This window comes from Bradyrhizobium sp. 14AA (assembly GCF_054185205.1).
In genome coordinates this window covers 1-13,224 of record NZ_JAVAYM010000007.1, presented here as the reverse complement: position 1 = coordinate 13,224, position 13,224 = coordinate 1, and the positions used below count along the sequence as shown (strand labels likewise).

Here is a 13,224-nt window from a genome sequence, read left to right as displayed (position 1 = left end):
CCTATCTGTACTCATGATGTGATCCTCTTCCTGGTGATGCACCTGAAGCCGAGATGGCTTGCTGAGGTGTCGATCGGCTCGGCATGACGCGCGGCCGGACGATAGCGGCGGCAGTAGTTGGGAGCGCATAGATGCGAGCCGCCTTTAAGCACCTTGCGCGGAATCCTGAGGTTTGGCTGACGAGAATCGTAGCTCGCGCTCTCGGGCCCGCCGCGAGGATTTTGCGGGATGCAGCAGACTTTCGGGGCGTCGGCTTCGTGCTTCTGCGAATACCAATCGGCCGTCCATTCCCAGACATTGCCGATCATGTCGTGCAGGCCGTAACCGTTGGCGGGGAATGCGGTGACGGGCGAAGTGCGTTCGAAGCCATCAGCCGCGAGATTCTGGTGAGGGAAATTGCCCTGCCAGGCGTTTGCCATATGCCTGCCGCCGGGGAATTGCTCGTCACCCCAGGCGAATTCCGCGCCGTCCAGTCCGCCGCGAGCGGCGAATTCCCATTCGGCCTCGGTCGGCAATTCCTTGCCGGCCCATTTGGCATAGGCTTCGACGTCCCGGTAAGCGATGTGGACGACCGGGTGGTCGTCGAGCCCGCTGACGTTGCTGCGCGGACCATAGGGACGGCGCCAGTTGGCGCCGAATTTGAACGTCCACCATTGCCCCCAGTTACGCAAGTCTACGGCTCGCTTAGGCGGCGTGAAGACCAGCGAGCCGGCCTTGAGCATGTGCGGCAGAGCGCCCGGATAGTCCTTCGCATCAGGTGTAATTTCGGCGAAAGTGACGTAACCGGTCGCGTTCACGAATTTGCGGAATTGGCGGTTGGTGACCGGCGTGCGATCCATCCAGAATCCGTCAACGGTAACGCGATGGGCCGGCGCTTCCTCCGGATAATGCCGATCCGAGCCCATCCGAAACGTGCCGCCCGGCACGTAAAGCATCCCCTCACCTGCTGGATGCTCGAACGATTGTCCGGAGCCAGACAACGATTTCGTATCAGCCAGATTCATCCCGCCCCTCCCCCGGGCCCATGCATCAGCGGCCTGCGTTGCTTCACACCGCTCGAAGGGTTGTTTCGCTTGATATGCGCTTTTCGATAGTGGGTCTTTGACGGATGGTGAGGCGCACAGAAACGGAGCGGCACTACTCCGGGTTGATCCAGATCAAAGGTCCGTTTCGGGCCCATAAGCAGACAGAACCTAGAGCAGTGAAATGTCGGCCACAACGCTGTGCGGCTGTCGCGAGCTCGGCGGCCGCGGAGGCACAAACCTGAGAAGCTCGAAATTTGCCCTGCGTGCAGAGCAGTCGCCGGCTCCTCTGCAACGGCCGCGACCTGAGCCCTAGCGAGCGACCGGTCACGGAAGCGTCGCGCCGGCTCGGCCGACATTGCTGGCTCGCAAGCCAATGCACCAGAAGAAAAGCCCCGGCGGTTTCCCGCCGGGGCTCTCTGTCAGGTCGTTAGACCAAACTTACCAGTTGCGCTGAGCGCGGAGGAGCAGAACGAGCGAGTCCTGATCCTTCAACTCGTAGGCCGCGACCGGCTTGGCCGGGACGGCGATCAGCGCCGGCGGAGTGATCACGCCGGAATACTTCTGATCGAGGTGGGTCCAGGCGAGATCAGCCGAGAACGTCAGGTTCTTGACGGGAGTCCAGCGGGTGATGATACCGACCTGGCCGATGGCAAAGTCAGGATTACAACCCGTGAGGCCTGCCGCGCCTCCGATCAGACCACCACCGATGCCGCCGGCACCGCAGATCGTAGTCTTGGCGAGCGACCCGAGCTGAGCCTGAGCGTAAGCACCGTAGATCGCGGTGTTCCAGAACGCATCCCAGTTATGGGTGTAAGCACCACGGAAGCCCCAGGTCTTGACCGTCTCCTGCTGGGAGCCCGTGACGAACACGGTATCCGGAGCAGAAGCAAAGCCGAGGCTCTGATAAGCCACGCCCGAGCTGCCGAACATCGCGTAAGTGCTGCCCGCCAGGTTCTGGAAGTTGTAGCGGGTCGCGCCGTCGGTGTAGACAGCCGAAACGTTGATCACGTCACCCGCACCGGTCGGGATGTTCTTGATCGACAGAGCGAGCTGAACCGCCCAACCCCACTTGTCGTCGGGGTGACCAGTGGTCTCGGTCGCACCGTAGTAGGCAACGTGGTTGTCATGCGCAACCACCGACGCCTGGAAGAGGCCCCAGGCTTGGTCGACACGCACCATACCGATGAGGTCCGGAGAACGCGAACCACCGATGCTGCCGCTACCGCCGATCGATCCGCTGAAGTACCCGTAGAACGAACCACCGGTCAGATTCAGGTTACCTGCCTGCGTGTACTGGGTCGGATCCTGCGCCGAGAACGCCGCCGTGATGCCCTGACCGAAGTCAGCGGTGTAGGAGAACTGGTTGACACCAGTGACCGTGCCGCTGCCGCCGACGAGACCGTCGAAGTTGTTGCCGGGATAGTTGGTCCAGGGCGCGTCGAACTGCGACACGGCCTTACCCATCGTGAAGCCGGCGAACTGGATGAAGGCGTAGTACACGCCGAGCGAACCGGCCGAGGTGTTGCCGTCGGTGCCGTTCACCGAGCCAGAGCCCGAACCGTAGAGGGTCGCAGCGCCGGTCAGCGGGTTGGTACCAGCAGCCAGAGTGCCCGAATACTGCGTCGTGCCAGAAGCGCTGTTGGTGCCGACGTAGTTGCCGGTGGTCCAGGAGAACACGCCGTCGAAGAAGGTACGGACGACGCCGTACTCGGTCGCGGTGCGCGTGTCGATGTTGAGATCTTCACGAGCGCGAGCGGTGTAGTAGTTCGTCAGACGGTTACGTGCACCGTTGGCGCCCTGGCTCGAGACGTTCTGGTTCAGGGTGAAGTCCGAGTTGCTGCCCAGCGCGACTTCAGCGCGCAGGTAACCACCCAGCTTGATGCAGGTGTCGGTGCCGGGGATGTAGTAGAAACCCGCACCGTACAGGGAGCAGATCTTCACGTATTCGACCGCTTTGGCCTTCACGGGGAGATCGGCTGCCTGCGCTCCGCCAACGGCGATCAGACCCGCCGCTGAACCGAGCAAAAGGCTCTTAACCAACTTCATGTTAAACCTCCAAGTTTGCTCTATAGGGAAGGTTCCGGATCCGCTGGGTGAAACACCCTAAGGTTGGTTCCCTTGTCCCTTAACTCACCGCTTAGTCGCTTCGCGCCTTCGGACACACCCGCTGAACGCGAGGGACTTAAGCGAACCACCTAAAACGGGACGACCTCGGGATGCCCCCCTCCGTCGCTCAGTCACAATTACCGAACGTCCTTGCACACACAACAACAGAACGCTCCGAAACGGGCCAATGAAGCGTGTTTTCCAACGGGTGTTGCACAAATAACACGCAGATGTGATCAAACCATCCCCGTAACATGCTGTTTTTGCTATCGTTTTTGAGACGGTTCCATTTGCCGTCGAAATTCCTCACTTGAGGCACTGCGGGCCGGGCACCGCAAAGTTGCGGTTCTGACGCGCTCGAATCGTGGAATCGGCCACGGCCCCGGCGGGTATGCAGCCGGCAAGAATCGACTGATCTGGAAGGATGCCGCCACGTCAGCGGCCCCCCCAAAGGGCACCGATCTCGGCCGAAAGGGGCGGTTCCTCAGCGCAGGCGGAGTCGGCTCCCCCCGATCAGGAATCCCCTCCCTCCCGTCGGGGCGCGCAGGCCAGGAACCGGGGTGAGAAAACCCGGGAATAATGAGACAGGCGACCAGCGGCTCTCGGCGGATCGGTTCGCGCCAGTCCTGGAGGCACATCAGTCGCGGTGATTTCGATCCCCGAGGGGATCGGCCCTACGGATATCCCCTACCCGATTGACCAAGCCGGCGAAGGACTGGCGCAGTTAGACCGGCCCGTGACCAATTTCGCTCGATCAAGCCGACGTCGGGACGGGCACGGTCGGCATTGAGCGCTGCCTGGTGCGTCCGCGCAGGCAACATCAAACGCACACAGGATCTTCGTTATCCCAGTGTCTGAATGTCGATGTGATCTGGCGACAATCCAGCCTGGTGTCTTTGATGCATGGTCTCAAAGGCGGCTTCCAGGTGCTTCGTATAGCGTGCCGCATCAAACAATGGTGCCGTCAAGCGACTCTCCTGCAACCTCTCGCGAATGGCCTGAAGCTTTTGCCTGTTCAGCGCCAGCTCAATTACGAGCTCTTCATATTCGTCGCGTGTTTGCGCGATCAACTCAGGCAAGCCGACGGCATTGACCAGGCTCGCCGCGACGCGGCCCGCGAAACTGTCTCCGATCTGCGTCACGACCGGCAGGCCAGCCCACAACGCATCGCTCGCAGTCGTATGTGCGTTGTAGGGCAGTGTATCCAGGAAGAGATCGGCAAGGCGATGGCGCGCCAGGTGGTCGGATGATGACGCAAGCCGCTTGGCAAACACCAGGCGATCCGGATCGATGCCCCGGCTCCTGGCTTCTTTTCGCAGGTTAGACTTTGCAGGCGCATTCACGGGGTCAGGGCTTTTTCGATCCGGAAATCCCGGCGGGGGCGCCCTGCCCCATCGGCGATCCGGTGCTCCCGGAGTCAGTGCAGGCTGCCGTCGACGCGGGACACAAGGGCGTGCGGAGGCCGACCTCGGCCCGGCGGCGCTCCGCCTCACTGAGGCGGAGATTGCGGATGTTGGCTCGCCGCCTCGGCGTCGCGCTTCGGCCGGTTGAGCCGAACAGAGACTGACCCTGACGAGCTCGAATCCAGCCGATGCGGGCGGCGCAAACCGGTAGATTGCACCGCCCGTTCCCTTAGTGATGAAGAATATCGGCCGACGTCACATTGGTGACGCCCGTCAGGTGGATCTCCATGTCAACGGCCGACAGGCTTTCAGCCGAATTCGTCGCGTTGGCATAGATGATGGTGTTGCCGCCGCTGGTGACGATCTCGATCGTATGAGCTGCGATCGACGACGGCGCCGAGGTCGCGGAGGCAACCGTGGTGAGGCCCGTGATCGCCGTGAAATCGATCTTGTCCGATCCATGGGCAAAGCCCAGGATCGTATCGAAATTCCCGGCGACCGGCTTTGAGTCGGCGGTTGAGTTGTAGACAAAGGTATCGCTGCCCGGGCCTCCGGTCAGCGTATCGCCCTTGCCGCCGCCGATGATGCGGTCACCGCTGGCCCCGCCGACAATGACGTCGGCGAAATTGCTGCCGGTAATCGTAAAGCCCTCGCTCTGGCTATGCAGATCGATGGTGACGCCGGACGCAGCGCTCGCTGCCGAAATTGCTTCAACATTCACGATTTGCCCGTCAAGCGCATTGCCCAGATCGATAGACGTCGCCGTCAGTACGATCGTGTCGGTACCGGTCCCGCCATCGATCTTGTCTGCCCCGACGAAGCCGTTGATGGTGTCGTTGCCGCCACCGGTAACAACAAGGTCGGCCCCGTTCGTCCCCGTCGTGACGTTGTCGTTGCCCGAGCTGCCAAAGATCGCGACTGTCGATCCGACGTTGCCAGCAGCATCCGTCTCCGTGATGCTGAATGTGTGGAGAACATCCGCGAACTTCGGCCCTGTGGTGAAGCTCCAGCTGCCATTTGAAGCGGTCGCCGCACCCAGTGCCGAGCCATTGTCGGTGATGGAAACCGCGCCATCGGTGTCGGAGGTGCCGGTCAAGGTCAATTTGCCGTTGCCGCTCAGCGCTTCACTGGTCGCCGAGAGAACAGGTGCGTGGAGATCGACTGTGACGCTGTAGAGCGACGAGACAACACTCCCATTGCCGGCCTTGTCCGTGTCTATGACCGTGAACGAATGCAGACCTTCCGATAGAAGGCCCGTTGCGACGCTCCACGCACCGTTCGCGGCAACTGTCGTCGTGCCGAGGACATTTGCACCCTCGTAGAGGGTGATGGTCGTACCGGCCTCGCCATTCCCGCTGAGCAAGAGATTGGTGTCGTTGGTCGATCCGCCGTTGGCGACATTGCCCGTCTGCGGCGCCACATCATCGGTTGCAGACGTAATCGTCGGCTTGTTGGGGGCCGCAGTATCGATCGTAATCGCCTGGGACGCGGTATTGCCGTCAACATTTCCAGCCGCGTCGACGATGCGCACCTGGTAAGTGAAGCTCGAGGTGTGCACCGCTGGATCGACATAGCTCCACGTTGAGGAGGTCGTCGAGGTTACATCCACCCAGGTCGTGCCGCCATTCGTGGTGATCTGGATTTTTTCGCCGGACGCAAGGCTGCCGTGCGTGCCTGAAATCGTCAACGTCGTGTCATTGGTGACGAAGTCCGTCGACGAGCTTCCGGTATCATTTGTAATCGCGGAGATCGCGAGCGCCGCAGTCGGTGCCGTGTTGTCGACAATGACCTCGATCGCATTGCCGGTCGAGCCGTTGCCAGCTGCGTCCGTCACCACGGCTCGGAACTGATAGTCCCCGTCACCCAGATTGGTCTGCGTGTTTGTCGTCGCCGACCAGCTGGTCCCACCATTGGTCGACACCTGGTAGGCGACCGTGGTCCCGGCCCCCTGACCAGACAGGCTCAGGCTGAAGTTGTTGTCCTGCGTGACCGGCGGGCTGTTGGCCGTGCCGGTATCCGTCAGATTCGTGAACGACAGCGTGCCTGCTGCAGGCGCGGTGTTGTCCACTGTCACAGCTATCGCGTTGCTGGTCGAGCTGTTGCCCGCGGCATCGGTCAGCACGGCACGGAACTGGTAATTGCCGTCCGCGAGGCCGGTCTGCGTGCTTGAAGTCGCCGACCAGCTGGTCCCGCCATTGGTCGATACCTGATAGGTGACCGTCGTTCCGGCCTCCTGACCGGACAGGTTCAGGCTGAAGTCGTTGTCCTGCGTGACCGGCGGATTGTTGACCGTGCCGGTATCCGTCAGGTTCGCGAACGACAGCGTACCCGCGACAGGTGCGGTGTTGTCCACGGTCACGGCAATCGCGTTGCTGATCGAGTTGTTGCCCGCAGCATCGGTCACCACGGCGCGGAACTGGTAGTTGCCGTCCACCAGGCTGGTCTGATTGCTCGAAGTCGTCGACCAGCTGGTCCCGCCATTGGTCGACACCTGGTAGGCGACCGTCGTCCCGACCTCCTGACCGGACAGGCTCAGGCTGAAGGTGTTGTCCTGCGTGACCGGCGGGGTGTTGGCCGCGCCGGTGTCAATGAGACTGGCGAACGCCAATATGCCCGCAGCCGGCGCAGTCGTGTCAACCGTAACTGCGTACGCAGCAGAGGTCGAACTGATATTGCCGGCGGCATCTGTCGCAGTGGCCGTAAAGCTGTGTGCCCCCTCCAACAGCCCGCTTGCAGTATAGGTCCATTGACCATTTCCAGCCGTGGTGACCGTGCCGAGAAGGTTGGCGCCATCGTAGATGGCGATGGAGCTATTCGCTTCGGCGGTACCGTTGAGTACCAGGGACGTGTCATTGGTGTAACCGCTATTGGAAACCGTTCCAACGACCGGAGCAACGTCATCGACCACCGATGCGATGGTCGGAGCGTTCGGAGCGACCGTATCGACGGTGAAGGCCCCCGAGCTGCCCGCACCACCCGGATTGCCGGCCAAGTCGGTGTAGCTGTGGTCAACCACGCCTACTGACGCTGCGGTCGTCGTCGTCCCCGCGCTGGGCGTGAAAGTTGCCGTCCAGTGCGATTGATCGACTTCATGGAAATTGCTCAGAGTTCCGCCGATAATTGTCACATCAGCGCTGCTGGACGGATCAAAGCCGGTCACGTCCTCGCTGAAGCTGAAGTGGACCGTCGTCGTCTCGCTGGCATTGATCACGACGTCATCGATCGTCACCGTCACTGTGGGAGGGGTGGTGTCGGCGGTGTTGATGGTGAAATTGGCCGAGCTGCTGCTCCCGCTCGAGGCATTTCCGGCCTGGTCCTGCCAATCGGTCCCGACCGTAAACGTATTGGTGTTGTCCAGGATTCCCGAGTACGGGGTAAAGGTTGCAGTCCAGGTCTTGCCGGACGGATCGCTACCGAGATCCTGAGTCAGTCCGGAGAGCGAACCGTTGCTCGTGTCGTAAGTGACATCGGTCAGCGCGAAATTTGCAGGCACCTCGCTGAAGGTAAAGGTGACGGTTTCGGTTTCTCCACTCGTCAGGTTGAGATCGGCGATCTCGACCGCAACCGTCGGGTTCGCCGTGTCGATCGTGACGGAGGCCGAGCCGGTGCCGCCGGCGTTGCCGGCCGCGTCGGTGTAGCTCGCCGCAATGACCGTGACCGCGCCCTGGCCCTCGAAGCCGTCATCGGCGGTGAAGGTCGCGGTGTAGACCTTCGGATCGGCGGTGGCGGTCAGGCCGGTGACGATGCCGTGGGTCGCGCTGATGCCGGCGGCGGTGAAGCCGACCGGCGCCTCGCTGAAGCTGAAGGTCACGACCGAGCTGCCGGTGCCGTCGCTGAGCGCGGCTTCGGCGATCTCGACCGCAACCGTCGGGTTCGCCGTGTCGATCGTGACGGAGTCCGAGCCGGTGCCGCCGGCGTTGCCGGCCGCGTCGGTGTAGCTCGCCGCAATGACCGTGACCGCGCCCTGGCCCTCGAAGCCGTCATCGGCGGTGAAGGTCGCGGTGTAGACCTTCGGATCCGCGGTGGCGGTCAGGCCGGTGACGATGCCGTGGGTCGCGCTGATGCCGGCGGCGGTGAAGCCGACCGGCGCCTCGCTGAAGCTGAAGGTCACGACCGAGCTGCCGGTGCCGTCGCTGAGCGCAGCTTCGGCGATCTCGACCGCAACCGTCGGGTTCGCCGTGTCGATCGTGACGGAGTCCGAGCCGGTGCCGCCGGCGTTGCCGGCCGCGTCGGTGTAGCTTGCCGCAATGACCGTGACCGCGCCCTGGCCCTCGAAGCCGTCATCGGCGGTGAAGGTCGCGGTGTAGACCTTCGGATCCGCGGTGGCGGTCAGGCCGGTGACGGTGCCGTGGGTCGCGCTGATGCCGGCGGCGGTGAAGCCGACCGGCGCCTCGCTGAAGCTGAAGGTCACGACCGAGCTGCCGGTGCCGTCGCTGAGCGCAGCTTCGGCGATCTCGACCGCAACCGTCGGGTTCGCCGTGTCGATCGTGACGGAATGACTGGCGGTAGTACCGATATTTCCGGCGGTGTCGACGATCCGCGCCTGATAGGTGAAGCTCGTGCTGTGCACCGTGCCGGTGTCGTCGTAGCTCCAGGTCGTCGAGGTGTCCTGCGTGACGTCGTGCCAGGTGCTGCCACCGTCACTGCTGACCTGGATCTTCTCGCCAGATCCCAGCGACCCATTCGTGCCGGACACTATCAACGTGGTGTCGTTGGTGACAAAGTCGGATGACGAGTTGCCGCTGTCGGTGCCGATCGCCGTGATCGCGACCGCCGCCGTCGGCGCCGTGGTGTCCACCACCACCGTGACGATGTTGCTGGTCGAACTGTTGCCGGCGGGATCGGTGACGGTCGCGCGGAACTGGTAGCTGCCATCGGCCAGATCGCTCTGTGCGGCTGTGGTCGTGGTCCAGCTCGCGCCACCGTCGGTCGAGACCTCATAGGCCACCGTTGTGCCGTTGGTATCGGCGTTGCCGCTCAGAGACAGATCGAAGGCCTTGTCGGTCGAGTTGAGGTCCACAGACGACGACCCGCTGTCGTCATAGCTCGACAGCGACAGGGTCCCCGCCGTCGGCGCCGTGGTGTCGACCACCACCGCGACGACATTGCTGGTCGAGGAGTTGCCGGCGGGATCGGTGACGGTCGCGCGGAACTGGTAGCTGCCGTCAGCGAGGTCACCCTGCGCGGCCGTCGTCGTGGTCCAGCTCGCGCCGCCGTCGGTCGAGACCTCATAAGTCACACCGGTGCCGTTGGTATCGGCATTGCCGTTCAGCGACAGATCGAAGGCCTTGTCGGTCGAGTTGAGGTCCACAGACGACGACCCGCTGTCGTCATAGCTCGACAGCGACAGGGTCCCCGCCGTCGGCGCCGTGGTGTCGACCACCACCGCGACGACATTGCTGGTCGAGGAGTTGCCGGCGGGATCGGTGACGGTCGCGCGGAACTGGTAGCTGCCGTCAGCGAGGTCACCCTGCGCGGCCGTCGTCGAACTCCAGGTGCTGCCGCCGTCGGTCGAGACCTCATAAGCCACATTGGTGCCGTTGGCATCGGCATTGCCGTTCAGCGACAGATCGAAGGCCTTGTCGGTCGAGTTGAGGTCCACAGACGACGACCCGCTGTCGTCATAGTTCGACAGAGAGAGCGTCCCCGCCGTCGGCGCCGACGTGTCGACCACCACCGTGACGACATTGCTGGTCGAGGAGTTGCCGGCAGGATCGCTGACGGTCGCGCGGAACTGGTAGCTGCCATCGGCGAGGTTGCTCTGCGCGGCTGTGGTCGTCGACCAGCTCGCGCCGCCGTCGGTCGAGACCTCATAGGCCACACTGGTGCCGTTGGCATCGGCGTTGCCGCTCAGCGACAGATCGAAGGCCTTGTCGGTCGAGTTGAGGTCCACAGACGACGACCCGCTGTCGTCATAGTTCGACAGAGAGAGCGTTCCCGCCGTCGGCGCCGACGTGTCGACCACCACCGCGACGACATTGCTGGTCGAGGAGTTGCCGGCGGGATCGGTGACGGTCGCGCGGAACTGGTAGCTGCCGTCGGCCAGATCGCTCTGTGCGGCCGTGGTCGTCGACCAGGTCCCGCCGCCGTTGGTCGAGACCTGATAGACCACTGTCGCGCCGTTGGTATCGGCGTTGCCGCTGAGCGACAGATCGAAGGCCTTGTCGGTCGAGTTGAAGTCGGACGAGGATGAGCCCGAGTCCGTATAGCTCGACAGCGAGAGTGTCCCTGCCGTCGGCGCGGTGTTATCGACCACCACCGTGACGACGTTGCTGGTCGCGCTGTTGCCGGCAGGATCGCTGACGACGGCGCGGAACTTGTAGCTGCCGTCAGTCAGGTTGCTTTGCGCCGAGGTCGTGGTCGACCAGTTGCCGCCGCCGTCGGTCGAGACTTCATAGGCCACATTGGTGCCGTTGGCATCGGCGTTGCCGCTCAGCGACAGATCGAAGGTCTTGTCGGTCGAGTTGAAGTCCACAGACGACGACCCGCTGTCGCTGTAGTTCGACAGCGAGAGCGTCCCCGCCGTCGGCGCGGTGGTGTCGACCACCACCGTGACGACATTGCTGGTCGAACTGTTACCGGCGGGATCGCTGACCACGGCGCGGAACTGGTAGCTGCCGTCAGCGAGGTCACCCTGTGCGGCCGTCGTCGCGGTCCAGCTCGCGCCGCCGTCGGTCGAGACCTCATAGGCCACGTTGGTGCCGTTGGTATCGGCGTTGCCGGTCAGCGACAGGTCGAAGGTCTTGTCGGTCGAGTTGAAGTCGGACGAGGATGAGCCCGAGTCCGTATAGCTCGACAGCGACAGTGTCCCCGCGGTCGGCGCCGTGGTGTCCACCACCACCGTGACGATGTTGCTGGTCGAGGAGTTGCCGGCGGGATCGCTGACGGTCGCGCGGAACTGGTAGCTGCCGTCGGCGAGGTTGCTCTGCGCGGCTGTGGTCGTCGACCAGCTCGCGCCGCCGTCGGTCGACACCTCATAGGCCACACTGGTGCCGTTGGCATCGGCGTTGCCGGTCAGCGACAGGTCGAAGGCCTTGTCGGTCGAGTTGAAGTCCGCAGACGACGACCCGCTGTCGTCATAGTTCGACAGAGAGAGCGTCCCCGCCGTCGGCGCCGACGTGTCGACCACCACCGCGACGATGTTGCTGGTCACGCTGTTGCCGGCGGGATCGGTGACGGTCGCGCGGAACTGGTAGCTGCCGTCGGCCAGATCGCTCTGCGCGGCCGTGGTCGCGGTCCAGGTGCTACCGCCGTCGGTCGACACCTCATAGGCCACCGTTGTGCCGTTGGTATCGGCGTTGCCGCTCAGCGACAGATCGAAGGCCTTGTCGGTCGAGTTGAAGTCGGACGAGGATGAGCCCGAGTCCGTATAGCTCGACAGCGAGAGTGTCCCTGCCGTCGGCGCGGTGGTATCGACCACCACCGTGACGACGTTGCTGGTCGCGCTGTTGCCGGCAGGATCGCTGACGACGGCGCGGAACTTGTAGCTGCCGTCGGCGAGGTTGCTCTGCGCGGCTGTGGTCGTCGACCAGCTCGCGCCGCCGTCGGTCGAGACCTGATAGACCACCGTCGTACCGTTGGTATCGGCGTTGCCGCTCAGCGACAGGTCGAAGGCCTTGTCGGTCGAGTTGAAGTCGGACGAGGATGAGCCCGAGTCCGTATAGCTCGACAGCGACAGTGTCCCCGCCGTCGGCGCCGTGGTGTCCACCACCACCGTGACGGTGTTGCTGGTCGAACTGTTGCCGGCGGGATCGGTGACGACGGCGCGGAACTTGTAGCTGCCGTCGGCCAGATCGCTCTGTGCGGCCGTCGTCGTGGTCCAGCTCGCGCCGCCGTCGGTCGAGACCTCATAAGCCACACCGGTGCCGTTGGTATCGGCATTGCCGTTCAGCGACAGATCGAAGGCCTTGTCGGTCGAGTTGAGGTCCACAGACGACGACCCGCTGTCGTCATAGTTCGACAGAGAGAGCGTCCCCGCCGTCGGCGCCGACGTGTCGACCACCACCGCGACGATGTTGCTGGTCGCGCTGTTGCCGGCAGGATCGGTGACGGTCGCGCGGAACTGGTAGCTGCCGTCGGCCAGATCGCTCTGTGCGGCCGTGGTCGTCGACCAGCTCGCGCCGCCGTCGGTCGAGACCTCATAGGCCACACTGGTGCCGTTGGCATCGGCGTTGCCGCTCAGTGACAGGTCGAAGGCCCTGTCGGTCGAGTTGAGGTCCACAGACGACGACCCGCTGTCGTCATAGTTCGACAGAGAGAGCGTTCCCGCCGTCGGCGCCGACGTGTCGACCACCACCGCGACGACATTGCTGGTCGAGGAGTTGCCGGCGGGATCGGTGACGGTCGCGCGGAACTGGTAGCTGCCGTCGGCCAGATCGCTCTGTGCGGCCGTGGTCGTCGACCAGCTCGCGCCGCCGTCGGTCGAGACCTCATAGGCCACACTGGTGCCGTTGGTATCGGCATTGCCGCTCAGCGACAGATCGAAGGCCTTGTCGGTCGAGTTGAAGTCCGCAGACGACGACCCGCTGTCGTCATAGTTCGACAGCGACAGCGTCCCTGCCGCCGGCGCCGACGTGTCGACCACCACCGCGACGACATTGCTGGTCGAACTGTTACCGGCGGGATCGGTGACCACGGCACGGAACTGGTAGCTGCCGTCGGCCAGCTCGCTCTGCGCGGCCGTGGTCGTC

Annotated in this window: 4 protein-coding genes; all 4 read right to left on the bottom strand. The window is 63.5% G+C overall.

What is annotated here, in order from left to right:
* Positions 1 to 11: 11 nt before the first annotated feature.
* Positions 12 to 1,004 (bottom strand): formylglycine-generating enzyme family protein, encoded by a 993-nt coding sequence (locus RAD15_RS14785; protein ID WP_458178602.1) that lies wholly within the window; start codon positions 1,002 to 1,004, stop codon positions 12 to 14.
* Between the two features lie 459 nt (positions 1,005 to 1,463).
* Positions 1,464 to 3,071 (bottom strand): porin, encoded by a 1,608-nt coding sequence (locus RAD15_RS14780; RefSeq protein WP_458178600.1) that lies wholly within the window; start codon positions 3,069 to 3,071, stop codon positions 1,464 to 1,466.
* 902 nt (positions 3,072 to 3,973) lie between these two features.
* Positions 3,974 to 4,474 (bottom strand): O-linked N-acetylglucosamine transferase family protein, encoded by a 501-nt coding sequence (locus tag RAD15_RS14775; RefSeq protein WP_458178598.1) that lies wholly within the window; start codon positions 4,472 to 4,474, stop codon positions 3,974 to 3,976.
* A 289-nt stretch (positions 4,475 to 4,763) separates the two neighbouring features.
* Positions 4,764 to 13,169: an Ig-like domain-containing protein gene (locus tag RAD15_RS14770; RefSeq protein ID WP_458178596.1), complete on the bottom strand. Its 8,406-nt coding sequence runs from the start codon at positions 13,167 to 13,169 to the stop codon at positions 4,764 to 4,766.
* Positions 13,170 to 13,224 lie beyond the last annotated feature (55 nt).

Excerpts from the sequence above, each read along its gene's own strand:
- RAD15_RS14780 (WP_458178600.1), bottom strand. The coding sequence starts at position 3,071 with ATGAAGTTGGTTAAGAGCCTTTTGCTCGGTTCAGCGGCGGGTCTGATC.
- RAD15_RS14785 (WP_458178602.1), bottom strand. The coding sequence starts at position 1,004 with ATGAATCTGGCTGATACGAAATCGTTGTCTGGCTCCGGACAATCGTTC.